Origin of the sequence: Rhodococcus sp. IEGM 1241, assembly GCF_033142365.1 — a bacterium.
GTDB classification, from domain to species: domain Bacteria; phylum Actinomycetota; class Actinomycetes; order Mycobacteriales; family Mycobacteriaceae; genus Rhodococcus_F; species Rhodococcus_F erythropolis.
This window is the reverse complement of the sequence record NZ_JAWLSE010000001.1, coordinates 1,688,982-1,713,649: the sequence shown is the minus strand read 5'-3', so window position 1 is coordinate 1,713,649 and position 24,668 is coordinate 1,688,982. Positions and strand designations below refer to the sequence as shown.

The window sequence follows — 24,668 nt, the reverse complement described above, 5'->3', positions numbered from 1 at the left end:
CCATGCATTGCTAGCCTGTGGGAATGGCGAAAGAGAATGCGAGCCTCCCCGGACGCGCCCGAGAAGCCGCAGACAACGACGTCACCGTGCTGCGAGCAGCGCGCGAGATTTTTGCCGAACAGGGTTGGAATGCACCGGTATCGGCGATTGCCGCACGGGCCGGAGTGGGCGTCGGCAGCATCTATCGCCGATACCGAGGCAAGGAGGAACTGGCGCAATCCCTGCGCGTCTGGGCGATCGATCACCTCGCCACCCTTGCCCGAGAGTGCGTGAGCACCGCGAAAACCGATGAAGCCGTATTGAAGACGTTCTTCTTGCGATATCTCACCGAATCGGTGGGACCGCTCATTCCGGTCCTCGGCGGCAGGTTGCCTGAACACGCCGAAGTCACTCGTGCCGCCGAAGAATTGGAGGCCGCCTTGCAATCCATGGTCGACGTCTGCGTCGACACTCGCGAAGTCCCGCCCGGCTTCACTGCTGCAGACGTCATGCTCATGACAGTGCATCTGCGGCCGACTCTGCCGATCGAGGGCGATCGAGCCACCGAAATACACACGCGTTATCTCGATTTCATGCTCGACGGACTTCGTGGCGGAACACCTCAACCGTCGATCACTCCCCCATCCTGGAGCGAATGGCTTCAGATGTGGCAGGGCGCCTGACCCGGAGAACACCCGAACGGAACATCAGGTTAGGCTTACCTAGCTTAGTTCGCCATGTTCGGAAGGTTTTCATGAAACTCACCCGCCGGTTCGCCGGATTCGCCGCACTACCCGCCGTCGCCGCACTCCTGCTCACCGGTTGCGGAAGTAGCGACGCATCACCTTCTACCGAGACCAGGTCCGCCGACCAGTCCTGGAGTTACACAACGGGATACGGAAACACGATCACCCTCGATCACGCCCCGGAGCGGATCGTCGTCGACGCGTATTCCGCTGCTGCGCTGTGGGACTACGGTATTCGGCCGGTCGGCATCTTCGGTTACGGCGTCGGCAATCCCGACGTCACCGATCATGCCGACGAGTCGACCATGACGGTCGTCGGCCGTGAAGGCGAACTCAGCGCGGAAGCACTTGCGGCACTGGACCCCGACCTCGTCATCGGGTACGGCAACAGCGACGACCCGACGCGATGGACTTGGTGGGACGAGCCGATGGGCAACACCGTCAACAATGTTGCACCGTTTGTCGGCGTCAAGTTCTCCGGAGCCTCGACACCGGACGTGTTGAGCGAATACGCCGCACTCGCCGAAGCTCTCGGCGGGAACACCGACACAGCCGCAGCACGCGAGGGCAAGGAAGCATTCGAATCCGGTGCAGAGCGCATCCGAACTGCCGCGGCCAAGGTCGACGACATCGAAGTCCTCGCCCTGAACGGTGACAGCTCCGAGTTGTACGCAGGCACAACGGCGCTCGCCCAGTTCGGTTATCTGAAAGAACTCGGCGTGAAGTTCACCGGACCGGGAGGCGACAAAGGCTGGGCCGACCTCAGCTGGGAGCAGGTCCCGGATTACCCGGCGGACATCGTGTTCCAGTTCGCGAAGTCGGCAGAAGCACTCGCAGCATCACCCGTGTTCGTCAAGCTGCCCGCGGTGACCGCGAACCAGGTGATCGACTTCGACGACAAGCGTCCCAACACCTACGCCAATTACGGCGCCTGGTTCGAGCAGGTTGCACAACTACTCGACCAGGCCCGCAACGTCGCCTGAAATTACTGCCCAGCAGTGATTCGCCCGGCCGCTTCCTCGAGAACGTCGAGGAAGATGGCCGCGGTGAGCGCAAATCCTTGGTTGTATCGCGCGTCGCTGGTCAACACGTTGCCCGCTTGAACTGCAGGCAACCGCTGCCACGTCGGCTGTGTCTTGATCGCGTCGAGCGCTTCCTGATCGCGAGCTTGGGCGATGATCACATCCGCCGGAGCCAAGGTGTCGAGTTGCTCGAACGACAACTCGAACGAGTTCTCTGCATTGTCGTCGTCACGGAAAAGCACGTCCAGGCCGGCATCGATTGCAACACTGATCCGCAGATTCCGCTGATGCACAAGGAATCCGGTCGGCGTCTGAACGCCGAATACGATCTTCTTTCCGCCCAGCTTCTCCTGCAACATGGGTCGCAGTCTCGCGAGCTTGTCGTCGTACTCCGCGATGGAAGCCTCGGCGATTGCCGCACGGTCGAGTTGGCTCGCCTGCGCCATCAGCGCACCTCGCCAGTCGACCGGGTGTCCGGCGATCGGTTCGACGTCGTCGCCGACGACCAACAGCGGCGCGATGGAAGACAAGCGCTCGGTGCCGTACCAGTCACTCGTGTAGCCAATCGCAGTGATGACGATCAGATCGGGTTCGAGAGCGAGCAGAGCCTCGAAATTGGTGGAGAAATCGCCGGCTACGTTGACGAAGCTCGCGTCCTCGATTGTGCGGCCGGGAAACTGGAATCCTGCCTTGGCATCGGGGAACCAGAAGTTCCCCGAACCGACGATCGGGTAGTCCATCATCATCGCGAATTCGAGGTCGACGCGGCCGTCCAGCACCACAACGCGCTTGGGGTCGCGGGGAACGTCGCCGCTGAACTCGCCCCACGTGTACGGGAGAGTGTCACTGGCCGAGTCCGACTCGGCATCCGAAGTTCCACACGCACTCAGCGCCAGTGCTGCAGCCACACCGGCTGCGCCACCGAAGAATCGGCGCCGTGAAATGCGGTCGACGATCTGAGCCCACTCCGAATCGGTGACCTGCGTATCCAGGACGAGTGTCATACCTTTGCTCCTTCGATGTTTCGCTGACGCTCGCGTCCCAGCGGAATGACAAGTGGTGTGTGGGAAACCGGATCGTCGATGATGCGGCACGCCATGCCGAATACCTCCTGCACCAGTTCTTCGGTGATGATCTCCGCGGGCGGGCCTTCGGCGACCACCGCGCCGTCCTTCATCGCGATGATGTGAGTTCCGTAGCGGCACGCGTGATTGAGATCGTGAAGCACAGCCACCAGCGTGTGCCCGTCGTTCTCGTTCAGATCGCGGCACAACTCCAGAAGCTCGATCTGATGCGCGATGTCGAGGAACGTCGTCGGCTCGTCCAGCAACACCAACGGAGTCTGCTGCGCGAGAACCATCGCGACCCAGACACGTTGGCGCTGACCACCGGACAGTTCGTCGACCGGCCTTGCCGACAGATCCGTGACCTTGGTTGCCTCCATCGCCTTGATGACGGCGGCCTCGTCCTCTCGCGACCACTGACGGATCAGCTTCTGATGCGGATAACGTCCTCGCGCAACCAGATCGGCGACCTTGATACCGTCCGGGGCGATCGACGTCTGCGGCAGAAGCCCGAGCCGCCTCGCAACTTCCTTGGCCGGGTACGACGTGATCGCTTTGCCGTCGAGAAGAACCTTGCCGGTGGTCGGCTTGAGCAACCGGGACAACGCACGCAGAAGTGTCGACTTGCCGCAGGCGTTGGGACCGACGATGACGGTGAAGCCACCGTCGGGGATCTCGACATCGAGGTGCTCCGAGATGACGCGCTTGTCGTACCCGATCGTGACGTCCTCGGCGCGAAGCCGATTCGTCTTCTCAGCCACGACGCCCGCCGCACTTGCCTCGTTCACGCTGTTCCTCGTTCCTTCACCGATCACTGCTTACGGGCCTCTCGCGCGAGAAGCCATACAAAATAGATGCCACCGATGGAGACGGTGACGACGCCGACCGGCAACTGTGTCGGTGCAAAAGCTCGCTGCGCCACCCAGTCGCTGACCATCAGCAACGCGCCACCCATTGCTGCCGACGGCAGCAGGGTCACTCCGGCACTACCGGTCAATCGCCTCACCAATTGCGGAGCCGCCAGCGAGACGAACCCGATCGGTCCGGCCGCTGCTGTCACCATGGCCGTCAGAGCGACACCCAGAACAACCAGGGAAAGCCGCGTGGGTTCGGCCCGGACTCCGAGCGCCTTGGCGGCGTCGTCGCCCATCTCGAGCATCTGCATCCGCCTGCCCAACACCAGGATCAGCGGAACGAGGATGGCCAGCACGACGACCACCGGCCACACCTGAGTCCAGCCGAGACCGTTCAACGAACCGGCACCCCACACTGCCGCGGCCATGGCGTCGTCAAGTTTCGCCTTGAGAATCATCCAGGTGTTGACCGAGCCCAACATCGCACTGATGGCGATACCGACGATGATCAACCGGAATCCCTGCACACCACGCTTGTACGCAAGGAGGTAAACCACTGCTGCGGTCGCGATTCCGCCCACCAGAGCACCGACTGCGATCTCGTAGTAAGTACCACCGATGAGGAGGATGACCACAAGAGCGCCCGTGTACGCACCGGAGTTGAAGCCGATGATGTCTGGGCTACCCAACGGGTTCCTGGTGAGCGATTGGAAGATCGCACCGCTCATGCCGAGTGCCGCACCGAGCATCAGCGCCAACAGAACTCGGGGCAGACGCCATTCCACGACGACCATGTGGATACGCGCGGGCGCTTCGCCGAACAGTGCGCCGAGGACGTCCCCGATCGGCACCTGGTAGTCACCACTACCGAGGGCGATGACACCGATCGCCAGTGCAAGCGCAACGAGGATGAGGCAGACCGTGACCGTGCGGACGTCGATCCGCGCGGACCAGCCTTCTTTGGGTGAGCGCACCACCGTGGTGGGGCGCCCGAAATCGATGCTCACAGACCGCTCACCTTGCTTCGACGCACCAGCATGATCAGCACCGGAGCTCCGATGAATGCCGTGACGATGCCGACCTGAAGTTCACCCGGGCGCAGCACGATTCGGCCGACGACGTCGGAGAAGAGAAGCAGAATCGGCGAGCACACCAACGTGTACGGGAGAATCCATCGCTGATCCGGTCCGACGAACCATCTCGCGACGTGCGGAACCATCAAACCGACGAATCCGATCGGGCCGGCCGCCGCTGTCGCTGCGCCACACAGCAAGGTCACCGCGATGACACCGAGGATACGAGTACGAGTGATGTTGGCACCGAGCGAACGTGCCAGATCGTCACCCAAGGCCACCGCGTTGAGTTGGCGCGCCAACGCGAGCGCCAGGAAGAGTCCGATGAGAATGAAGGGGGCAACGGCCAGAACGATTTCCAACGAACGTCCGCTGAGTGAGCCGGCATTCCACTGGCGCATCTGGTCGAAGGCGGTCGGGTTGAGCAAGGTGATGCCGGACGAGATGCCGCCGAGCACGGAGCCGATGGCAACACCGGCAAGCGTCAGCCGAATGGGCGTCGCACCACCTCGACCGATCGAGCCCAGCGTGTAGACGATCGCCGTGGCTATCACCGCTCCGAGGAACGCGAACCAGATGTACGACCAGATGCTGGTCAGGCCGAAGACCGCGACGGCGACAACCATCGCAAAGCCTGCTCCGGCATTGACACCGAGAATTCCGGGATCAGCCAAGGGATTTCGTGTCATCGCCTGGATGAGGCCACCGGCCACGCCGAGCGCCATGCCGACTATCAGACCGAGCAGAGTACGCGGCAGCCGCAGGTCACGGATGATCACGTGATCGTTCGAGTCGTCGTAGTTCACCAGCGCGTCGATCACGGTCCCGAACGGAATGGTCTTCGATCCCACCGCAATGCTCAGAAGGAGCACGGCGGCAAGCACCACCAGGCACACCAGAAGACCCGCCATACGACGAGAGTTGGTCGATACCAGGCCGTCCGGTTGCTTCTGCTTCTCTTGCAGCGACTCGTCGATCAGTTCTTCGGTGTGTTTGTCGACGGCTCTCTCGTCAGCCGCACTCTGGTCGACGGCACTCTTGTCTAATCCAACGGTCACAAGCCGGCGCTCTCTAGAGTCTTCTCGACCTCGTCGCGGATCTCTTCCTCGTCGCGGTCCGATTCCCAGGCCGCATCGAGTGCCGCGCGGACACTCTCGTCGAGGGCCTCGTACTTCGCGTTCCAGACCTCTGCCTTGTAGGTCCAGTAGCCGATGACCTTGTACTGCTCACCCGGCAACTTGAGTTCGTGGCGAAGGTACTTGCGGATGTCACGGAGCATCGTGCTCTCGCCTGCAACCCACACGTATCCGAGTTCGGTGGGCAGGTTCATCGCGCGAACCGCGTCCGGCAGCTTCGACGGTGCAACACCGTTGCCACTGCCGACCAGCCAGATGAACTCGACGTCGGCGTCCGAGGTGATCTGCTGCTTGTGAGACTCGTCCACCACCTCGACGATCGCCTTGGCCGACATGCCGGCCGGCAACTGTTCGATCAGACGACCGAGTGCGGGGAGTCCGGTTGCGTCGGCGACGAACACCTGCCAGCGTGCGTCGGCCGGCGGCTCGTAGAGGCCACGAGACTCGCCGATCGCCAACTTGTCACCGATCTCGGCTTTCTGCGCCCAGTCGCTGGCGATTCCGCCCTCGTGAACGACGAAGTCGATTGTCATTCGGCTGGTTTCGGTATCGAACCGTCGCACGGTGTACGGCTGGCACGGGGATGGTTCCTCGCCCTCCGGGTACCGCCAACCGCGCGGTGCGTCCGGATCTTCCGCAGGTAGAACGAACTCGCCTGTAGCCGGGACCGGGAAGTGGAGGCGCAGGTATTCGTCCCCGGTACCGGTAGTTTCGAAGGCGGTCAGTTCCTCCCCTCCGAACACGATACGAACCATTCCCGGGGTCACGTACTCCTTGTGAAGTACCTCGCCGAACACAAGACTCACAACAATCTCCAACATCGATGGAACATGAACCGGACCCGAACACGAGGATCAAATCCGACTTCCGGACATAGTTAACCCGCGCTAAGTAAGGTAGACCTTAATTTATTGCAGTGTTGTCGATGAGTCGATGCCTTCTCCGCTGCAACGGGGCCAACTACTATCGCAATTCGGCCAACGCAATACATATGGCCTGTTCACGACAAGTATTGGCACCGGTGTGACTTCTGACTACCGCCCACGATCCCTAGCGTGGACCCAGTGCCTTCGACACCACTTCTTTCGGCCGAGACAAACGGTCCCCCAACCGGCCCGGCGATCACGCCGCGCCAGGTAATCACACGCGCGATCGCTTCCGAAGGTCGCGGAACCAAGCTGGCGGCGGCGTCCGTCGGCTTCACCGGCCACCAGGTCGCGGAAGCGTTGGTGCCGGTGGTGATCGGTGCGGTGATCGACCGTGCTGTGGCGACCAGCGATGCCGCCGCACTCGGGAAGTGGATCCTCGTTCTCGGAATTCTCTTCACCGGCTTGTTGCTCAGTTGGCGCTTCGCGGCACGCATCTCCGATTCCGTCACCGAGCACGGTGCACATCGCTTGCGGATGGACATCGCGCGCCGAGGCCTCGATCCGCACGGCATGTCACCGCGGCGCATGCCGGGCGAGGTCTATTCGATTGCAACATCCGACGCGGGTTCGGTGGCCGGATTCACCCACACGCTGAGCACAAAACTTGCGGCCGCCTGCGGAGTGCTGACCGCCGCGATCTCGCTGCTGGTGATTTCGGTGCCACTCGGCCTGCTCGTCATCCTCGGCACGCCCCCGGTGCTGGCTCTCATGCAGGTGGTCAGTCGGCCGCTCGAACGCCGAGCCGAAACCGATCAATGGCAGGGCGCCAAGGCCGGTGCACTGGCCGCAGATCTGCTCTCCGGACTCCGAATCCTCTCCGGCATCGGCGCCGGAGATGCTGCAGCGCAGCGGTATCGGGGAGCCAGCCGGACTTCGTTGGAAGCAACCCTTCGCGCACAGAGATACCAAGCGATGTACTCCGCCGCCAATGTTGCGATCGCCGGTGCTTTCCTCGCCGTCATCGCGTACGTGGGTGGACGGATGGCAGCGTCCGGGAGCATCTCGGTCGGTGAATTCGTTGCCGTGGTTGGTCTGGCACAGTTCCTTCGCGGTCCGTTGATCGACATCATCTACTTCGGCGCCGGTCTGGCACGGGCGCGTGCTTCCGCCAACCGCGTCGCAGCACTTCTCGGGACCACCGAGGCTGTGACTCCCGCGGGTGAACCTGTGCCCCTGAATCACTCGGAGTTCCTGACGCTGCGCGACGTCGTGTTGGCCGGAGCGTCACCAGTCGATCTCGACGTCAAACGCGGCGAGATCATCGGCATTGTCACCGAGAATGCGGCGTGGGCGGATGCGTTGGTCGACGCACTGGCGCGTCGAATCGAGCCTTCGAGCGGAACAATTCATCTCGGCGACAACGCCATTCACGAGCTGCACATCGACGAACTTCGCACTCACGTTCTGGCAGCACCGCACGACGCGGCACTGTTCATCGGCACAGTCGGCGACAACATCGACGCCCTCGCACCGATCGGTCGCCGCAACAACGAGGCCATCGCCGCTGCCGCCGCAGATCAAGTGATCTCGGCACTGCCGCTCGGCCTCGCCACCCGAGTCACCGAGCAAGGGAATTCTTTGTCCGGCGGACAGCGTCAGCGCATCGCGTTGGCGAGGGCACTGGCGAGCGAAGCGCCCGTCCTGGTGCTGCACGATCCCACCACTGCCGTCGACTCCGTCACCGAAGCGCGCATTGCTCGCGGGATCGCCGAGGTACGCGGGGCGCACGCCACAATACTTCTGACCAGCAGCCCAGTGCTGCTCGATATCTGCGATCGGGTGATCGAGCTGTGAACGAACTACTCCCCACCGCAACACCGAAACAAGCTCGCCGCGCGGCACTTCGGTTGATGGGACCCCACCGGATTTCCGCGATCGCAGCAGTCGTCACCCTGACCGCCGCGACCGCGATCGGTCTGCTCACACCGCTGGTCCTCGGCGCCATGGTCGACGCCGTGACCGACGGAGACGGCGACGCTGTCTCTCGCATCGGCACACTGACTCTCGCGTTGGTCGGCATCGCAGTTGCCTCGTCACTTCTCGTCGGAGTGAGCAACTACCTGCTCGCCGGCGTCGGCGAGCGCGTTGTCGCCGACCTTCGCGAAGAAGTTGTCGTCCGGGTTCTCGACCTTCCGCAGAGCGACGTCGAACGCGCCGGGCGCGGAGACCTGGTTTCCCGCATCACCGGCGACGTGCGGTTGGTGACCCGGGCCGTATCCGAAGCACTTCCGGTTTTTGCCACCGCGGCACTGACCATCGTGTTGACGCTGATCGGATTGGGTAGCCTCGATTGGCGATTCGCCGTCGCCGCGGTGATCGCGGCACCCATCCAGATCCAGGCGCTGCGCTGGTACCTCTCGAGGTCGGCACCGGTCTACCGCGAGGAGAGGGAGGCAGAAGGTGCACGTGCGCAACAGCTCCTGGACTCGCTGAGCAACTCCGACACCGTCGGATCGCTTCGCCTGGCCCAGCCGCATCTCGAACAGATCGAATCTCGATCGATGGCCGCCGTCCGCCTGAGCTTGTTGACCACGCGTCTACGCACCAGATTCTTCGGCCGGCTCAACATCGCGGAGTACATCGGCCTGTCCGCTGTGCTGATCACCGGCTTCTGGCTGGTGAAAGACGGTCAGATCAGCATCGGCGCCGCCACCGCCGCAGCCCTGTTCTTCCACCGCCTCTTCGATCCGGTGGGCGCGGTTCTCAGCGTGTTCGACGAATTGCAGGAAGGCACAATCGCGTTGGCTCGCCTGGTCGGAGTCACCCTTGCGCCCGTGCCATCCGCACCGACCGATCCGCAGGAACCTGTCGACAGCTCGGCGTCTTTGGAACGCGTCACATTCTCGTACCGAAGCGGCGACGCTCCTGTTCTGCGAGACATCGACATCACCCTTCCGGCAGGAACCGTCACGGCACTCGTCGGCGCTACCGGAGCCGGAAAATCGACAGTCGCAAAACTGGTCGCGGGGACCTACGAACCGACCGAAGGCGTCGTGAAGATCGGGACGGTGCCCCGGAACGAACTGCCACCGTCGACCTCTCGGAGCGCGGTGGCCCTCGTGACTCAGGAGGTCCACGTCTTTGCCGGCACGTTGGCCGAGGATCTGCGGCTGGCCGACCCGTCGGCAACCGACAGCGACATCATCGCAGCGCTCGAAACCGTCGGCGCCTCCGATTGGCTGCGGGCACTCCCGGACGGACTTGAAACCGTCGTCGGAGACGGTGGACACCGGCTGACCGCAACACAGGCACAACAACTTGCGTTGGCAAGAATCGAATTACTGGATCCGCCGCTGCTGATTCTCGACGAGGCGACCGCCGAAGCGGGCAGCGCCGGAGCCAAGGTCCTCGACGATGCCGCTCTGGCTCTGACCCGGGGTCGCACTGCTGTCACAGTGGCACACCGACTCTCACAGGCCGTCGACGCCGATCAGATCCTGGTGATGGACGACGGCCGCGTCGTCGAGCACGGCTCTCACGACGAGTTGGTCAACCTCGGGGGTCGGTACGCGGAACTGTGGGAAGCGTGGTCCGCGCCGCGGCGTTGACCGCGACGGTTGCACCGGGCACTTCCGCCCGGTGCAACCCAACTCAAGCGTGCAGGAGATACGGCACCGATTCGGGAGCCACGCTCCCCTTGTTCATCATGCTGCCGGGTGTCCGGCCGGTGACCCGGCGGAACACTGCGACAAAAGCACTCGGAGTTTCGTATCCGACCCGCCTACTGACAACCGAAACCGGCACGCCAGCAGCCAGGTACGTCAGTGCTGCGCGGACTCGAACCTGAATTCTCCACTGCGCAAAGGTCATTCCCGTGCCCTGAGCGAACACACGCGTCAGCGTACGGACGCTACCGCCGGCCGTCAGCGCCCATTCGGACAGCGACCGCTGGTCTGCCGGATTGGCGACCAACGCTTCGGCAACGAACAACGCTCGCGGATCGGTCGGCATCGGAACCTCCACCGCAGCAACTTCGAGCGGCTGCAACATGTCGAAGGCCACCCGCTCGGCGCGACTGCGCGCCTCGTCGGGCATGTTCCGCCGATGCATGTGCAGGAGTACCTCACGCAGGAGAGCGCTGACACCGAACAAGCCCGGAACACCCGACGGCGCGGCGTGCGCCTCAGGCCGGAAGTACGTGCAGAAGAACTCGGTACCTGGGCCCGCCTTCACGGCATGCAACGCCCCGGCAGGCAGCCACAGTCCGGCCGAAGGCGGCACCTCCCAGGTGATGCCGTCAGCGACAACCGTGAGCATTCCACCGGAGTTTCCCCAGATCAGCTCATGTTCAGGATGACGATGCGGGGCCCACTGCCGCTGATGAGAGAGCTTCAGAGTCACCGTTGTCATCGAGTAGGGGTGATCGATGGAACGCGGCCCCACGGGCACCGAAATTCTCTCTGCCACAGCTGTCATGAAGACGAGTATAGGACTTTCGTTAGGCATACCTAAATAGGAACCCGAAAATTGTTGACTGTGACCCCGGAGTTACACATACCGGGGTCCCCGATATCGTGACTGCAACTCCCGGCTACGGGTCGGCAACGAGAGGTACATGATGGTTGACGCATCACGAATCCCGGTCATCGTCGGCGTCGGCGATCTGCGCTGGAATCCTGCCGACGGGCACCGCGAACCTCTTGACTTGATTCACGACGCCACCGTCGCCGCGTTGAACGACAGTGGACACGCTGAACTGGGAACACAGATCGATTCCGTGTTCGCGATCAAGACAGTCAGCTGGTCGTACGACGATCTCCCCGGGCTGCTTGCCTCACGATTAGGCGCGACCCCCACTGTCACCTCTACCTCGCCGATCGGTGGCCACTGGCCGGCGGCACTCCTCGATCGGATCGGCGCGGCCATCGCTCGCGGTGAATCCTCGGCTGCTCTGCTCGTGGGCGGCGAATCGCACGCCAGCAGCACCGCGCTGCGAAAGTCCGGAGTCGCTCCCGACTCGATCGGGTGGACCGCTGCGCCCGGTGGGCCTCCCGGATTCGATCCGGCCGACCTGGGAAGCCCTGAAATGCAGCGCGCCGGTTTCATCGTGCCGACGCGCGTCTACCCGCTCTTCGAGAACTGTTTCAGTGCTGCCGAGGGCCACGGCGCCCGCGAATCGCTCGCCTGGTCCGCGAAGATGTACGCCGCCTTCTCGGAACTGGCATCGAAGAATCCAGCCTCCTGGACGTCGGAGATCCGATCGGCAGACGAGATCGGCACCGTCGGACCTGGCAATCGGATGGTCTCCGAGCCATACCCGCTGATGCTCAACGCCATGCCCTTCGTCAATCAGGCTGCGGCCGTTGTCGTCTGCTCGTTGTCGACCGCCCGCGAGTTCGGGATCGATGAAAGCAAACTGGTGTACCTCTGGGGCGGCGCTGGTGCGAGTGATCCGTTGGACATCCTCAGCCGCAACAGCTTCGACAGCTCGGCCGCGATGCATGACGCCGTACATCGCACACTCGATGGTGCCGGAGTCGGCGCCGACGCACTCGACATCGTAGATGCCTACAGCTGCTTCCCGATCGTGCCCAAGCTGTTGATCCGCGAACTCGGACTTCCCGATACCGCGATCCCAAGCGTCACCGGAGGTCACTCGTTCTTCGGCGGACCGCTCAACAGCTACACCCTGCATTCCGTCGCTGAAGTCACCAGGCGAATTCGCGACGGCGCGAACCTTGCCCTCGTCCACGCCAACGGTGGATTCCTCACATACCAGCACTGCGTACTGCTGTCGGCCGCCGCTCATGCCGACGGGTACGTCGGTGACCCCGACGCACGCGCTTTGACCGCGGAAGCTCCGGAACTGATCACCGATTACCAGGGCACTGCAGAAATCGTCACTGCCTCTGTCGAATACGGTCGCACCGGGGAGCCTGAGATCGGGTTCGTGATCGCGGCAACGCCGGACGGCGGCCGCGTCGCCGGTCACACCGGTCCCGAGAATGCCGCCGAACTGACCCAGCTTCGCGGTGACAACCCGGCGGCGATCGGGCGGACCGTTCATATCAGCGACGAGAACGGGAAGCTCACGCTCACGTTCTGACGGCAGACAGCCGTGAGCACCGGGGCATGTTTGTGCCCCGGTGCTCACGTCTTCAGTTGTCGCGATTCACGCCGCGGTGGGCGGACTGTTCCCGCCGATCGGATGCTGGTGCGGATCAACCGACATCGGTGGGTAGAACACCGTCTTCCGATCCGGGCCGATCTCCACCCTCCACTCGGTGTGGTGCAGCGTCCGATGATGGTGACCGCACAACAAGATCAGGTTGTCGAGATCAGTTGGGCCACCATCGTTCCAGTGAACAATATGATGGGCATCGCACCACCCCGACGGAGTCCCGCACCCTGGAAACGCGCACCCGCCATCCCGAACCGCCAACGCCCGCCGCTGCGGCACCGTCGCCGTTCTCGCTTCCTTACCGCACTCGAGCGGAACACCATTCTCATCCAACAAGATCCGCGTCACGGTGCAGTCGCACGCCAGCATCCGGGCAGTGTCGATACTGATCGGGCCCACCCAATCCGTCCACGCAAACCCCAGTTCATCGGTCGACGGCAGGAGGTCTTTCAGAACTTTAAGGTCCGTCATGTCCTTGGCCGACGCGGTCACCGTGATGTGCGGTTTCACCCCGCCCTCGATCGGACCCAACCCCGCCCGCTCATACCGGCGCAACAACTCGCAAAACCCATCCGCACGCCGTAGCGCCGGAGTACGCGTGTCCTTGACACCGTCCTTCTCCGGCGTCGGCGCCGACAAACTCGACAACAACGTGATCAGACGCGCCCCGTTCACCGCATCCAGATCACCCTTCACAGACACACGCCCGTACAAGCCTTTCGAGGCGTAGAACTCGTTACGCTCCGAATCCTCGCCGACCGGAACACCGTCCTCACGCTTGCCGTACTGCTTCTCGATCCGCCGAATCGCCGCCCGCACCGCATCACAATCGGCAATGTTCTTCGACGCCAACCCGAGCAGAATCCCGCGGGCCTTGTCCACATCCGCCGGGGTCATGTTCTTCGGTGGATGCTGACAAAACGACGCCACCTGCCGGGCTTTCAACGCATCCACATCACCCCGATGAAACGCATCCGCCACAACAGGTTCGAGCATCAACAACCGCGCCAAACCGACCAGCAGACTGCACTCACCGATCTCCAAATTCGTCGAACCATGCAACCACTGCGCGATCGCCCGAAAACCCTTCCCGCCGAGAACCTCACGGGAAAACATCTCCACGATCAACAACACCAACCGCGACTGCAACTCATGCCGGACACGCACCAGATCCAGAACCTCACACTTGAGGTCCTCACCATCCAGCTGCCACGCATCCCGACTGTCCATACCGAAATCGTAATCGAACATACTTTCGATAGCCAGAGACAAAGCGGACAACTTCAGGAACATGAAGACTCGAGACCTGTTGAAGTACATCAACATTCACCTAGTCGTCCAATATCACGCGATAGAAGACATACCCCGCAAAACACACAATCGCAACAACACACAGCACGAGCAGGATGTCGAAAAAGACGACCATGCTTCACCCCCAGTGAGTTCAACCCAGTTCAAGAACTTCTCCACGCGGAGAAGAACGTATCACGGTATCTTCTCTGCGTGGAGAAATCGACGCGAGATGCACTTCTGGACGCCGGGCTCGACCTGCTGGGCCGGGTTGGGTTTCGAGCCTGGTCGATGAGAGGCGTCGAAGACGAGGCGTGCGTGCCACACGGCAGCGCACGGCACTACTTCGCAAATCAACGTGGACTGATAGTCGAGGTGGTGCGACACCTTCTGGACGGCGATCTTCCTCGCCCAGGCGAGACGCCGAAGCAACAAGTGGCCCGGTGGCTGGGGCCTGAATCCGGCCGCACCCGGGCGCGTTACGAACTGATCATCGCGTCATTCCACGATCCCGACCTCGCAGTGGAACTGGTGCGTGGTCGGGATCGGTTTGTCGACATCTTGGTCGAACGCGGCATGACATCGTCCGATGCAACGGAGTTGGTCGCAGCACTGGACGGGATCGTTCTGGACGCGCTGCTACGCGAGCAAGCACCGGAGGGCGTGGATCCAGAGCGAATCTTCAAGAAATTCGGAGCGAAGTTCCCCTAGCCGTCCAGCTCGGCGAACAGCTCCATCCACTGCTCCTCGGCGGTTTCCTTGTCCGCGATGACCTGCTTGAGTTCAGCCCCGAGCTTCTGCAGCTTGTCCGGGTCGGTGGCTGCGTCGGCGAGGGAAGCGTGCAGCTTCTTCTCGCGGTCGTCGAACTTCGCAATGGACCGCTCGAGCTTCGAAAGTTCCTTGCGTGCAGCGCGATCCGCGGCACCGTCGCGGACCTGCTTGCTCTTCGACGCACCACTCGCGGTCGAGGCCACTGACGGGTTGTCGCCATCCCCCATCGCTGCGCGTCTACGCAGGTAGTCCTCGATACCACCCGGCAGGTTGGTGAGCTTGCGGTCACCGAAGAGAGCCCAGGTGGTGTCACAGATGCGCTCGATCAGGTACCGGTCGTGCGAGATGACCACCATGGTGCCCGCCCAGCCGTCGAGCAGATCTTCGAGTTGCTGAAGCGTGTCGATGTCGAGATCGTTGGTGGGCTCGTCGAGAAGCAGAACGTTGGGCTCGGCCATGAGGACACGCGTCAACTGCAGACGGCGGCGCTCACCACCGGACAGATCGCCGACGGGGGTGCGCTGACGCGCCGGTGTGAAGCCCAGCCGCTCAGCCAGCTGACCGGCTGACACTTCCTTGTCCCCCAGCGTGATTCGCTCGGCTACGTCCTTGACCGCGTCGAGTACACGCATGTCGGTCGGCAGATCGTCGAGTTCCTGCTTGAGCCAACCGATGTGGACGGTCTGCCCCTGAATGCGCTTGCCTGCTGCCGGCTCGAGTTCACCGGCCAGTGTCCGCAGCAGAGTCGTCTTGCCCGAGCCGTTGACGCCGACCAGGCCTACACGCTCACCCGGAGCGAGACGCCAGGTCAGATCCTCGACGAGTACGCGGCCGTCCGGGGTCTCCAGACGCGCGTCTTCGAGTTCGATGACAACCTTGCCGAGTCGACGCTGGGCGAAGGACGCAAGTGCCACCGCGTCACGAGGTGCCGGAACATCAGCGATCAAGGCCTCCGCGGCCTCGATGCGGTACTTCGGCTTCGATGTACGGGCCGGCGCACCGCGGCGCAGCCATGCGAGTTCCTTGCGCGCAAGGTTGCGTCGACGCTCTTCGGAAGCGTCGGCCTGACGCGAACGCTCGGCGCGGGCGAACACCCAGTCGTTGTAGCCACCCTCGTAGCTTTCGACGCCGCCACCGACAACCTCCCAGGTGCGGGTGGCGACGGTGTCGAGGAACCAGCGATCGTGGGTCACGACGACAAGCGCGCTGCGACGCGAGACGAGGTGCTCGGCCAACCATTGAACACCTTCGACGTCGAGGTGGTTGGTCGGCTCGTCGAGCACCAGCAGATCGAGGTCCTGAACCAGAGCCGCAGCGAGAGCCACGCGGCGACGCTCACCGCCGGACAGGCCGTCGACCTTGGCGTCCAATGCGGACCTCTCGCCGCCTGCGCCCAAGTTGTCGATACCGATACCCGAGAGCACCGAACGAATGCGAGCGTCGCCGGCCCACTCGTGCTGAGCCACTCCGAGCGGCCCCAGGACCACTTCACCGACCGTCGAGCCTGGAGGCAACACACCGCGCTGCGTCACGACGGCCATGCGCAATCCGCCGACGCGGCTCACGCGTCCCGAATCCGGCTGCTCCACACCCGCGAGGACTTCGAGCATGGTCGTCTTGCCGCCACCGTTGAGGCCGACGACACCGATGCGCTCGCCTTCCTCCACGCCCAGGGAGACCCCGTCGAGCAACGGCTTGACGCCGAAAGACTTCGACACGTTTTCCAGATTGATCAGATTCGCCATCAGTGCTGTCCCTTTGCCGCATTGTCGAGTATTCGTGCTCCGGGAACGGGTCCGCTCGCCACGCGAACGGTGCGGCACACCCCCGCTCCCGCAAGTTCTGCGCTCACTTCCACCGCGGACTGTGCGTCGGCGCAGAGAAAGGCGCACGTCGGTCCGGAGCCGGAGACGATGCCGGCCAAAGCTCCGGCTTCGACACCCGCTCGCAGCGTCCGTCGTAGATCCGGGTTGAGTGAGAGTGCTGCCGCCTGCAGATCGTTTCCGAGCAGCGGAGCGAGCACATGAGGGTCACCGGTGGTGAGCGCGTGAATCAACTCGTCAGCGGTACCCAATCGATTCGGTGTGCCTTCGGCGCGAAGCTTGTCGAGTTCCCGGAAGACAACCGGCGTGCTCAAGCCTCCCTTGGCCAGCGCCAACACCCAGTGAAAGGTGCGGCGCGTCAAGACGGGGACAAGTTGTTCACCGCGACCGGTTCCGAGGGCAGTGCCACCGTGCAGCGAGAACGGAACGTCACTCCCGAGACGTGCCGCGAAGGCGTCGAGATCAGGCCGCGAGAAGTCGAGTTTCCACAACGAATTGAGCGCAACCAACGCGGCTGCCGCGTCGGCGCTCCCGCCGGCCATACCGCCTGCGACGGGAATGCCCTTCTCGATGACGATCTCGACATTCGAAGCCACGCCACCCTCGGCGGCCAGCATCTCGGCGGCACGCCACACGAGATTGGTGCGATCGGTCGGTACGGCCGCGGCGTCGTCGCCGATCACCCGCACTGTCAAGGTGTCCGCAGGCGCCACCGTGACGGTGTCTGCCAGCGACAATGCCTGAAAAACGGTCGTCAGTTCGTGATAGCCGTCGTCTCGCAGGTCCCCGACGGCAAGGTGGAGATTCACCTTGGACGGGGCCCGGACAACTACGGGGCGAGGAACGACGGAGAGCACAAGGAACAACAATAGGCGCTGCGAACACCTGGGCGAAAACCTGCGACCGCCGCACCCCATCCGACAGCAAGCACACCCACGCTATTTCACCGCGCGCACGCCTATCCCCAGCCCGACCACAGCCACGCTGACGGCAGCGAAGATTCCTGCCAGAACGCTGCCCGACGCGAAGTCACCGGCAAAGAGAGCCCGCTCGGCATCTACGACGTAGCCCAGCGGATTGATGTTCACGAGGACCTTCATCCAACCTGGTGCGTCGTCGAGCGGAAGCATGGTGCCCGACAGGATCAGGAGCGGGAACATCAGCGTCTGCTGAACGACCCAGAACATCCAATCCTGCTCCCGCACAGCCAGAGCGAGAGCGTACGAGAGCGCACCGAGTCCGACGCCGAACACTCCCAGCAGGACGATTCCGAGCGCGGCGCCCGCTGCATTGACGTCCAATCCGAGCGGTAGAGCAACAAGGATGATCAGAATCGCCTGCGCCGCAAGCGGAACCATCTCCTTGCATGCCCTCCCGATCAACAACGAAGAGCGTCTGAGCGGAGTCACCAACATTCGCTCGTGGGATCCCTGCTGCATCTCCATCAGAAGGTTGGAACCGGTCATCGTCGTGCCGAAGATCGCGATCATCACCAATACACCGGGGACGAACCAATTCCATACGCCGTCACCGGTACCCGGGACCCCTTTGAGCAGAGGCCCGAACAGGGCCAACAGGATCAGCGGCTGGATGAGGCTGAAGATGACGCTGACCGGGTCACGCAACATCGGCCGCAGTTCACGGCCCATCACGATCGCGCTGTCTCGAACAATGTTGCCGTGCGCGCTACGTGGGGTATCGAGTGTGATTGTCATGGCGGATTCCTGTTCGTCGTAGTTCTTCGTCGTAGTTCTAGGAAGCAACCGCGGCGGCGCTCTCGCGCAGGCTGCGGCCGGTGAGAGTGAGGAAAACGTCGTCGAGAGTCGGCCTGGTGATGTCGGCAGTGACTGCGCGGGCGCCGCGGGCATCGGCTTCACGCAGCAATACCGGAAGCGTCGAATCACCCTCGCCGGCACGGATACTCACCGAGCTTGCCTCGACCGTGACGTCACGCACAGTGACAAGTTGCTCGGCCACCGACGCCGCGATGGCGGCCGCTTCGGCGTTGTCGAACGTGAGCAACAAATGATCTCCGGCAAGATCGGCCTTGAGTGCGGCAGCGGTGTTGTCCGCGATGACAGTGCCTTCGTCGATGACGATGACCCGCTCTGCCATCGAATCCGCTTCTTCGAGGTAGTGCGTGGTCAGCACGATCGTGGTGCCCATCTCGCGCCGCAACCGCAGGATGTGGTCCCAGAGGTTGGCCCGACTTTGCGGGTCCATGCCCGTGGTCGGCTCGTCGAGGAACAGGAGCGGTGGGCGATGGACCAGGCCCAGAGCGATATCGAGCCGCCGTCGCTGCCCGCCGGACAGCGTACTGACCTTTCGAGTACCCAACTCGGTGAGTTCGAGATCACGCAGCAATTCGTCGGCCCGGACCTGCGAGTCGCCCTTGGGCATTCCGTAGCACAACCCCTGCGTCACCAACTCGTCGCGAACCCGCTGGTTGTGGCCGGCTCCGTTCCCCTGTCCGACGTATCCGAGGCTGGAGCGCACCTCGTTTCGTGCCGCAGCGATGTCGAATCCTGCGATCCGCGCAGTACCGGAAGTGGGCTCGAGCAAGGTGGTCAGCATGCGCAACGTCGTCGATTTTCCGGCACCGTTCGGCCCAAGCAAGGCAACCAACTCGCCCTCCGCTACGTCGAGAGTGACTCCCTTGACCGCTTCCACGAGCTTCTTGCCCTGGGCGAAGTGCTTGGTGAGCGCCTCCGTCTCGATCATCGGTCTGCCGTTGTTGATGCGACTCATGATGTGCCCCAATTTCTTCTCGACTGGTCGGATGAGGACCAACCTAAATTCAATTGAGGACGCATTGGGTCCTAAATGTTTGGCAGACTTCTTGCCATGAAGGAGACATCGGCTCGCCTACTGCGGTTGCTGTCACTGCTCCAGACACGTCGAGACTGGTCCGGTGCCGAACTCGCAGACAAGCTCGCGATCACCCCGCGCACAGTCAGACGTGACGTCGACCGCCTCCGCGATCTCGGCTACCCGGTCGACGCGACGGTCGGCGTCGGCGGTGGATATCGCCTGGGAGCAGGCGCGGAGATGCCCCCGCTACAGCTCGATGACGAAGAAGTGCTCGCGGTGGCGCTCTCGTTGCAGTCCGGAGCGACCGGCTCTGTGGTCGGCATCGGCGAGGCTTCGATGCGCGCGCTGGCGAAGCTGCGGCAGATCATGCCGTCGAGGCTGCGACACCGTCTGGAGTCGCTGTCGATCGACGTCGTGCCACGCGAGCCCGCCGCGAGCGCAGTCGATGCGTCGGTACTGTCCGCCATCGCGTCCGTATGCCACAACCACGAGCGTTTGAGATTCGACTACAGCACTCACGACGGCACCCAGAGCCGACGCGAGGTGGAACCGTACAGGCTCGTACGGTCGGGTGTTCGGTGGTATCTGGTGGCTTGGGATCTATCTCGCGAAGACTGGCGGTCGTTCCGCGTCGACCGGATGGAACCCAAGATTCCCACCGGTCCGCGGTTCACGCCGCGGGAACTACCGGCCGGTGGCGCGGCAGACTTCGTTTCGCGCGGCGTCGCCCGGGCTTATTCCTCCACGCGCGCAACAGTTCTACTGCATGCACCCATCGAGCAGATAGCACCAATGGTCAATGAGCAGTGGGGATCAGTGGAGTCCACCGACGAAGGGCGTTGCGTCATAGTGCTTTCGGGCACTTCCCTACGGTCGATCGCAATGTGGCTCAGGGCTTTCGACGTCGATTTCACCGTTGTGAATCCACCCGAACTCCGCGAGGAATGCCGCGCGATCGCAGCAGAAACCGCAGTGGCCGCTCAGCGTTATCTCGATGCGTGAGAGCACTTTTCACCCAAAATGCAACAAGACCCCAACTCCGAAGAGTTGGGGTCTTGTCAGTACGTCATGCGTCGGTTGCCCGACTCACATGGACGTCTTAGACGATGGTAACGCCGGTGGCCTGCGGGCCCTTGTTGCCCTGACCGATCTCGAACGCCACGCGCTGGTTCTCCTCGAGAGTGCGGAAGCCGCCACTCTGGATCTCGGAGTAGTGAACGAAGACGTCAGCACTGCCGTCTTCGGGAGCGATGAAGCCGAACCCCTTCTCGGAGTTGAACCACTTCACGATGCCCTCTGCCATGTAAATCTCCTCTAACACAGTGTCAACAGGCAGTCGCTTCGACCGCCCGGGTCACTTACTACGACCGTTCTGAGACAAATCCGTGGAGGATGTCCAAACGCTCGCAACCTAACCATTTGCGAGCGTGGAAACACAAACACAAACACTTACGACCAACACAAGTAGACCACACATCCGCCCTGTTGTCTTCCCTGAGGCCTTCGTCACTGCCCAACCCGTTGACAGGCATACCCCCTGGGGGTACCTTCAATCCCAGGGAGATACCTACACCGGGTATCCGTAAAATGAGTTTTACACAAGCGAAGGGATCTGCGATGACCACCGCCGAATACACCGTTTCCGGAATGACCTGCGGACACTGCGTCGGATCCGTCAAGGAAGAGATCGGCAACATCGCGGGCGTAACCGCGGTGGATGTCGAATTGGCGAGCGGACGCGTCGTTGTCACCAGCGATGCCCCCGTCTCCGCAGCCGACGTCGTCGCAGCAGTCGACGAAGCCGGCTACGCAGTCGTACCAAGCTGAGTCAGCCGTGCGCACCTCGACAACACTTGCCACCTACGCCGTAGGGTTGGTCGCCGTCTTCGGCGCCGCCCTCGGCGTGGGGGCCGCAATCGGAAGCCCGATAGACATGTCCACTACCCAGCACAGCACCCACGAATCAACCGCTGAATCGATGCCAAGCATGGATTCGGCGACACCCGCAGGGCTCGAAGTCTCTTCCGGCGGATACACACTCACCGACGTGACCGCACCCGGTCGAGCTGGGGAGCCGGGAACCTTGACCTTCCGGATTCTCGACAGCACCAACAAGCCCGTCGTCGATTTCGACCTCCTGCACGAGAAGAAGCTCCACCTCATCGTCGTCCGAAACGACACCAGCGAATTCCGCCACGTACATCCTTCTCTCGCCGCAGACGGCACCTGGTCGATCGACTGGACCTGGCCCGTCGCCGGCACCTACCGAGTCTTCGCGGACTTCGATCCCACCGACGGCACCCAACTGACACTCGGCCGAAACTTCGACGTGGCAGGCGAATTCACTCCTGCGCCGCTGCCCGCGAAGAGCGCGACCGCAACCGTCGACGGATACACCGTGACTCTCGACGGTGATCTGACCACTGCCGGCGGCCCGATCACGCTGAGCGTTGCTCGCGACGGAGCCCCGGTCACCGATCTCGATCCGTACCTCGGTGCCTACGGTCATCTTGTTGCGCTTCGCACCGGCGACCTCGCCTACCTGCACGTTCACCCCGAGGGTGAACCGGGCGACGGCGTCACTTCTCCCGGTCCTGAAATTTCCTTCCACGCACAGGCGCCGAGCGAAGGCATATACCGACTGTTCCTCGACTTCCAGCACGAGGGCGTGGTTCGCACCGCCGAATTCACTGTTGATGCAGGCACTTCCACAGCTTCAGTTCCAGACAATCACGAGGGAGGGCACTGATGACGTCACCGACTGCGGTCGACAATGCTGCCAACTCGAGCAGCGTCGAACTCGCGATCACCGGAATGACCTGCGCCTCCTGCGCGTCACGAATCGAGAAGAAGCTCAACAAGATCGACGGCGTCACAGCCACGGTCAACTACGCGACGGAAAAAGCCAAGGTCACCTTCCCGGACGGGGTACCCGTCGAAGATTTGGTCACCGCCGTCGAGAATGCCGGTTACGCTGCCGCGCTCCCGAAACCGCCGAGCGCGCCCGACACCGTCGACCCGGATGCGGAAACCCCGCAGGATCGTGATCTGCGCGAGCTTCGTACCCGCCTGATCATCTCGACTCTGCTCTCCGTGCCGGTCATCGCGATGGCGATGATTCCTGCGTTGCAGTTCGACAACTGGCAGTGGCTCTCCCTCACGCTGGCCGCACCGGTCATCGTGTGGGCGGCCCTTCCCTTCCACCGGGCTGCCTGGGTCAACCTGCGTCACGGCGCCGCAACGATGGACACGCTCATCTCGCTGGGCACCATCGCAGCGTTCGTCTGGTCGCTGTATGCACTGTTCTTCGGCACCGCGGGCGAAGCGGGAATGAAACACGCGTTCAGACTGACGGTCGACCGGATGGACGGCAGCGCCAACATCTACCTCGAGGTTGCCGCGGGCGTCATCACGTTCGTGCTCGCCGGACGCTACTTCGAGCACAAGTCCAAGCGCACGTCCGGCGCCGCACTACGCGCGCTCATGGAACTCGGTGCAAAAGACGTCGCGGTACTGCGAAACGGCGTCGAAGTACGAATCCCCGCCGAAGAACTGGCAGCGGGCGACTCCTTCATCGTTCGGCCCGGCGAGAAGATCGCCACCGACGGCATCATCACCGAAGGCCGCTCAGCCGTCGACATGAGCATGTTGACCGGCGAATCCGTCCCGGAGGAGGTCGGTGTCGGAGACACCGTCGTCGGCGCCACCGTCAACGTCGGTGGAACGTTGACCGTCGAGGCCACCCGCGTCGGGAGCGACACCCAACTCGCCCAGATGGCGGCACTGGTCGAAGACGCCCAGAACGGCAAGGCCGAAGTTCAGCGCCTCGCCGATCGGATCGCCGGTATCTTCGTACCGGTCGTCATCGCGATTGCCGTTGCGACACTGGGCTACTGGCTCGGTACCGGCAACCCCATCGAGATGGCATTCACCGCTGCGGTCGCCGTCCTGATCATCGCGTGCCCCTGTGCTCTCGGATTGGCAACGCCCACAGCTCTGTTGGTGGGCACGGGCCGCGGAGCCCAGATGGGAATCCTCATCAAGGGACCCGAGGTGCTCGAATCGACGCGCGCAGTCGACACCGTCGTGCTCGACAAGACGGGAACCGTCACCACCGGTCAGATGACATTGCTGGACACCGTGGTGGGCGAAGGAACAACCGTCGACGAGGTCCTTCGGCTGGCCGGCGCCCTCGAACATCGCTCCGAGCACCCCATCGCCGCTGCGATCGCGAAGGGTGCGACCGAAGCCGTGGGCGAATTGCCTGCGGTCGAGGATTTCGTGAACGTCGCCGGTCGCGGCGTGCAGGGAATGGTCGACGGTCATGCCGTTGTTGCCGGCCGAGACGCGCTGCTCGCCGACTGGTCGATGCCGTTGCCGGAAAATCTCCGTGACGCGAAAGCTGAAGCAGAGAAGGCCGGGCGCACCGCAATCGCGGTGGGCTGGGACGGCAAGGCGCACGGCATCCTCGTGATCGCCGACGCGGTCAAGGACACGAGCGCCGAAGCAATCGCGCAGTTGAAGGCACTCGGCCTCGAACCGGTTCTGCTGACCGGTGACAACGCCACCGTCGCCCGCACTGTGGCGGATCAGGTCGGGATCAGCACCGTCTTCGCCGAGGTAATGCCGGCGGACAAGGTCGACGCCGTCAAGAAGCTGCAGGCGGAAGGACGCGTCGTAGCCATGGTCGGCGACGGCGTGAACGACGCGGCGGCCCTGGCTCAGGCCGATCTCGGTCTGGCGATGGGCACGGGTACCGACGTTGCGATCGAGGCCAGCGACATCACCCTGGTTCGAGGTGACCTGCGGTCGGCAGCCGATGCAATTCGACTGTCCCGCAAGACGCTGAAGACCATCAAGGGCAACCTGTTCTGGGCGTTCGCCTACAACACGGCTGCGATCCCGCTGGCTGCGGCCGGCCTGCTCAACCCGATGCTCGCTGGTGCCGCAATGGCATTCAGCAGTGTGTTCGTGGTGAGCAACAGCCTGAGGTTGCGGCGGTTCAAGTAAGGGGGCAAGCCCCTGTGCGCGGTTAGGGAGTCCCTGCAC

Annotated in this window: 22 protein-coding genes; 10 read left to right on the top strand and 12 right to left on the bottom strand. The window is 63.0% G+C overall.

What is annotated here, in order from left to right:
- The first annotated feature begins 23 nt into the window (after positions 1-23).
- Both R4P70_RS08280 and R4P70_RS08275 read left to right on the top strand, forming a co-directional pair.
- Complete coding sequence (locus tag R4P70_RS08280) at positions 24-662, top strand: TetR/AcrR family transcriptional regulator (RefSeq protein WP_020970312.1); 639 nt, start codon at positions 24-26, stop codon at positions 660-662.
- Positions 663-733: 71 nt separating this feature from the next.
- Positions 734-1,708 (top strand): ABC transporter substrate-binding protein, encoded by a 975-nt coding sequence (locus tag R4P70_RS08275; protein WP_317830651.1) that lies wholly within the window; start codon positions 734-736, stop codon positions 1,706-1,708.
- Positions 1,709-1,710: 2 nt separating this feature from the next.
- Here the strand turns inward: R4P70_RS08275 and R4P70_RS08270 are convergent, their stop codons facing one another.
- The 5 genes from R4P70_RS08270 to R4P70_RS08250 are packed head-to-tail and all read right to left on the bottom strand — an operon-like array spanning position 1,711 to position 6,680.
- Positions 1,711-2,751, bottom strand: a complete 1,041-nt coding sequence (locus R4P70_RS08270; protein WP_317830650.1) for an ABC transporter substrate-binding protein — start codon at positions 2,749-2,751, stop codon at positions 1,711-1,713.
- Positions 2,748-3,599 carry an ABC transporter ATP-binding protein gene (locus tag R4P70_RS08265; protein WP_044479581.1) on the bottom strand — a complete coding sequence of 284 codons (852 nt, stop codon included), beginning with the start codon at positions 3,597-3,599 and terminating at the stop codon, positions 2,748-2,750. The genes R4P70_RS08270 and R4P70_RS08265 overlap by 4 nt, the downstream gene beginning before the upstream one ends.
- Positions 3,600-3,622: 23 nt before the next feature.
- Positions 3,623-4,672 carry an iron-enterobactin ABC transporter permease gene (gene fepG, locus R4P70_RS08260; protein ID WP_019744683.1) on the bottom strand — a complete coding sequence of 350 codons (1,050 nt, stop codon included), beginning with the start codon at positions 4,670-4,672 and terminating at the stop codon, positions 3,623-3,625.
- Entirely contained in the window at positions 4,669-5,796 is a 1,128-nt protein-coding gene (locus tag R4P70_RS08255; protein WP_020970315.1) for a Fe(3+)-siderophore ABC transporter permease, read from the bottom strand. Before R4P70_RS08255 ends, fepG begins: the two co-directional genes overlap by 4 nt.
- Complete coding sequence (locus tag R4P70_RS08250) at positions 5,793-6,680, bottom strand: siderophore-interacting protein (protein WP_259349010.1); 888 nt, start codon at positions 6,678-6,680, stop codon at positions 5,793-5,795. Before R4P70_RS08250 ends, R4P70_RS08255 begins: the two co-directional genes overlap by 4 nt.
- 258 nt (positions 6,681-6,938) lie before the next feature.
- Here R4P70_RS08250 and R4P70_RS08245 point away from each other — a divergent pair, with 258 nt between their 5' ends.
- Both R4P70_RS08245 and R4P70_RS08240 read left to right on the top strand, forming a co-directional pair.
- Entirely contained in the window at positions 6,939-8,597 is a 1,659-nt protein-coding gene (locus R4P70_RS08245) for an ABC transporter ATP-binding protein (protein WP_317830649.1), read from the top strand.
- On the top strand, positions 8,594-10,351 hold the full coding sequence (locus tag R4P70_RS08240; RefSeq protein ID WP_317830648.1) for an ABC transporter ATP-binding protein: 1,758 nt from the start codon (positions 8,594-8,596) through the stop codon (positions 10,349-10,351). Before R4P70_RS08245 ends, R4P70_RS08240 begins: the two co-directional genes overlap by 4 nt.
- A gap of 43 nt (positions 10,352-10,394) precedes the next feature.
- Here the strand turns inward: R4P70_RS08240 and R4P70_RS08235 are convergent, their stop codons facing one another.
- Positions 10,395-11,219, bottom strand: a complete 825-nt coding sequence (locus tag R4P70_RS08235) for a helix-turn-helix domain-containing protein (RefSeq protein WP_003946247.1) — start codon at positions 11,217-11,219, stop codon at positions 10,395-10,397.
- 139 nt (positions 11,220-11,358) lie between these two features.
- On the opposite strand from R4P70_RS08235, the gene R4P70_RS08230 reads away from it, so the two are divergent.
- Positions 11,359-12,849, top strand: a complete 1,491-nt coding sequence (locus R4P70_RS08230; protein WP_317830647.1) for an acetyl-CoA acetyltransferase — start codon at positions 11,359-11,361, stop codon at positions 12,847-12,849.
- Between the two features lie 66 nt (positions 12,850-12,915).
- Here R4P70_RS08230 and R4P70_RS08225 read toward each other — a convergent pair whose 3' ends face one another.
- A complete protein-coding gene (locus R4P70_RS08225) occupies positions 12,916-14,154 on the bottom strand; it encodes an HNH endonuclease signature motif containing protein (RefSeq protein ID WP_317830646.1) in 1,239 nt (412 codons plus the stop codon).
- A 273-nt stretch (positions 14,155-14,427) separates the two neighbouring features.
- Here R4P70_RS08225 and R4P70_RS08220 point away from each other — a divergent pair, with 273 nt between their 5' ends.
- On the top strand, positions 14,428-14,925 hold the full coding sequence (locus R4P70_RS08220; RefSeq protein WP_317830645.1) for a TetR/AcrR family transcriptional regulator: 498 nt from the start codon (positions 14,428-14,430) through the stop codon (positions 14,923-14,925).
- On the opposite strand, the gene R4P70_RS08215 is transcribed toward R4P70_RS08220, so the two are convergent.
- The 4 genes from R4P70_RS08215 to R4P70_RS08200 form a co-directional block, all read right to left on the bottom strand.
- A complete protein-coding gene (locus tag R4P70_RS08215) occupies positions 14,922-16,730 on the bottom strand; it encodes an ABC-F family ATP-binding cassette domain-containing protein (RefSeq protein WP_195790628.1) in 1,809 nt (602 codons plus the stop codon). The two genes, R4P70_RS08220 and R4P70_RS08215, sit on opposite strands and share 4 nt — an antisense overlap.
- Positions 16,730-17,665, bottom strand: a complete 936-nt coding sequence (locus tag R4P70_RS08210) for a 4-(cytidine 5'-diphospho)-2-C-methyl-D-erythritol kinase (protein ID WP_060939748.1) — start codon at positions 17,663-17,665, stop codon at positions 16,730-16,732. Before R4P70_RS08210 ends, R4P70_RS08215 begins: the two co-directional genes overlap by 1 nt.
- A gap of 81 nt (positions 17,666-17,746) precedes the next feature.
- Complete coding sequence (locus R4P70_RS08205) at positions 17,747-18,523, bottom strand: ABC transporter permease (protein ID WP_317830644.1); 777 nt, start codon at positions 18,521-18,523, stop codon at positions 17,747-17,749.
- Positions 18,524-18,560: 37 nt separating this feature from the next.
- Positions 18,561-19,556 (bottom strand): ABC transporter ATP-binding protein, encoded by a 996-nt coding sequence (locus tag R4P70_RS08200; RefSeq protein ID WP_081329010.1) that lies wholly within the window; start codon positions 19,554-19,556, stop codon positions 18,561-18,563.
- A gap of 96 nt (positions 19,557-19,652) precedes the next feature.
- Between R4P70_RS08200 and R4P70_RS08195 the strand changes: the two genes are divergently transcribed.
- Positions 19,653-20,621: a helix-turn-helix transcriptional regulator gene (locus R4P70_RS08195; RefSeq protein ID WP_097387077.1), complete on the top strand. Its 969-nt coding sequence runs from the start codon at positions 19,653-19,655 to the stop codon at positions 20,619-20,621.
- Between the two features lie 97 nt (positions 20,622-20,718).
- On the opposite strand, the gene R4P70_RS08190 is transcribed toward R4P70_RS08195, so the two are convergent.
- Positions 20,719-20,922: a cold-shock protein gene (locus tag R4P70_RS08190; RefSeq protein WP_003946232.1), complete on the bottom strand. Its 204-nt coding sequence runs from the start codon at positions 20,920-20,922 to the stop codon at positions 20,719-20,721.
- Positions 20,923-21,236: 314 nt separating this feature from the next.
- Between R4P70_RS08190 and R4P70_RS08185 the strand changes: the two genes are divergently transcribed.
- The 3 genes from R4P70_RS08185 to R4P70_RS08175 are packed head-to-tail and all read left to right on the top strand — an operon-like array spanning position 21,237 to position 24,629.
- Positions 21,237-21,446 carry a heavy-metal-associated domain-containing protein gene (locus R4P70_RS08185; protein ID WP_003946267.1) on the top strand — a complete coding sequence of 70 codons (210 nt, stop codon included), beginning with the start codon at positions 21,237-21,239 and terminating at the stop codon, positions 21,444-21,446.
- 7 nt (positions 21,447-21,453) lie between these two features.
- Complete coding sequence (locus R4P70_RS08180) at positions 21,454-22,368, top strand: hypothetical protein (protein ID WP_317830643.1); 915 nt, start codon at positions 21,454-21,456, stop codon at positions 22,366-22,368.
- Positions 22,368-24,629: a heavy metal translocating P-type ATPase gene (locus R4P70_RS08175; RefSeq protein WP_151531999.1), complete on the top strand. Its 2,262-nt coding sequence runs from the start codon at positions 22,368-22,370 to the stop codon at positions 24,627-24,629. Before R4P70_RS08180 ends, R4P70_RS08175 begins: the two co-directional genes overlap by 1 nt.
- Positions 24,630-24,668: the final 39 nt, after the last annotated feature.

Excerpts from the sequence above, each read along its gene's own strand:
- R4P70_RS08280 (WP_020970312.1), top strand. The coding sequence starts at position 24 with ATGGCGAAAGAGAATGCGAGCCTCCCCGGACGCGCCCGAGAAGCCGCA.
- R4P70_RS08275 (WP_317830651.1), top strand. The coding sequence starts at position 734 with ATGAAACTCACCCGCCGGTTCGCCGGATTCGCCGCACTACCCGCCGTC.
- R4P70_RS08270 (WP_317830650.1), bottom strand. The coding sequence starts at position 2,751 with ATGACACTCGTCCTGGATACGCAGGTCACCGATTCGGAGTGGGCTCAG.
- R4P70_RS08235 (WP_003946247.1), bottom strand. The coding sequence starts at position 11,219 with ATGACAGCTGTGGCAGAGAGAATTTCGGTGCCCGTGGGGCCGCGTTCC.
- R4P70_RS08230 (WP_317830647.1), top strand. The coding sequence starts at position 11,359 with ATGATGGTTGACGCATCACGAATCCCGGTCATCGTCGGCGTCGGCGAT.
- R4P70_RS08225 (WP_317830646.1), bottom strand. The coding sequence starts at position 14,154 with ATGGACAGTCGGGATGCGTGGCAGCTGGATGGTGAGGACCTCAAGTGT.
- R4P70_RS08215 (WP_195790628.1), bottom strand. The coding sequence starts at position 16,730 with ATGGCGAATCTGATCAATCTGGAAAACGTGTCGAAGTCTTTCGGCGTC.
- R4P70_RS08205 (WP_317830644.1), bottom strand. The coding sequence starts at position 18,523 with ATGACAATCACACTCGATACCCCACGTAGCGCGCACGGCAACATTGTT.
- R4P70_RS08200 (WP_081329010.1), bottom strand. The coding sequence starts at position 19,556 with ATGAGTCGCATCAACAACGGCAGACCGATGATCGAGACGGAGGCGCTC.
- R4P70_RS08195 (WP_097387077.1), top strand. The coding sequence starts at position 19,653 with ATGAAGGAGACATCGGCTCGCCTACTGCGGTTGCTGTCACTGCTCCAG.
- R4P70_RS08190 (WP_003946232.1), bottom strand. The coding sequence starts at position 20,922 with ATGGCAGAGGGCATCGTGAAGTGGTTCAACTCCGAGAAGGGGTTCGGC.
- R4P70_RS08185 (WP_003946267.1), top strand. The coding sequence starts at position 21,237 with ATGACCACCGCCGAATACACCGTTTCCGGAATGACCTGCGGACACTGC.
- R4P70_RS08175 (WP_151531999.1), top strand. The coding sequence starts at position 22,368 with ATGACGTCACCGACTGCGGTCGACAATGCTGCCAACTCGAGCAGCGTC.